General features: G+C 28.1%; 1 protein-coding gene. It reads right to left on the bottom strand.

Going from position 1 to position 338, the window contains the following annotated elements:
- Positions 1 to 241, bottom strand: a 241-nt coding sequence (locus HMPREF9441_RS18815) for a hypothetical protein (RefSeq protein WP_008623488.1), incomplete at its 3' end; no start/stop codon positions are given.
- Positions 242 to 338 lie beyond the last annotated feature (97 nt).

The following is a 338-nucleotide window of genomic DNA, read 5'->3' as shown; positions in this document are numbered from 1 at the left end:
TTTTTACATTCAATATCTTTTTACTAATACTTTTAAAAGAGAAACCTATGTTTAGAAACGCACCTTTTAACTCAATTATTTTAGGATTTACGTTATTTAAATTGGCGGTATTAATAGCTGAGCTCTTGAGAAAAGCCCAAGAAATATTAGTTGTATTTTGGGCAAGGGTATGTAAATCTTCTATCTTATGGAAAGAATAATAAAGACCTAATGACTGCACCCATTTATAAAAATCTTTCATATTGTTTATGCTTTATAGGTAAAAGCTATATAGGAGAAGTAAATTCCTATAATTATAAAGAAAACACCTGTAATAAAACCAATAACACGCGCCATAT

The organism is Paraprevotella clara YIT 11840 (assembly GCF_000233955.1).
In the GTDB taxonomy this organism is placed as follows: Bacteria; Bacteroidota; Bacteroidia; order Bacteroidales; family Bacteroidaceae; genus Paraprevotella; species Paraprevotella clara.
The sequence above is the reverse complement of the archived record's forward strand: the minus strand, read 5'-3'. Positions and strand labels throughout refer to the sequence as shown.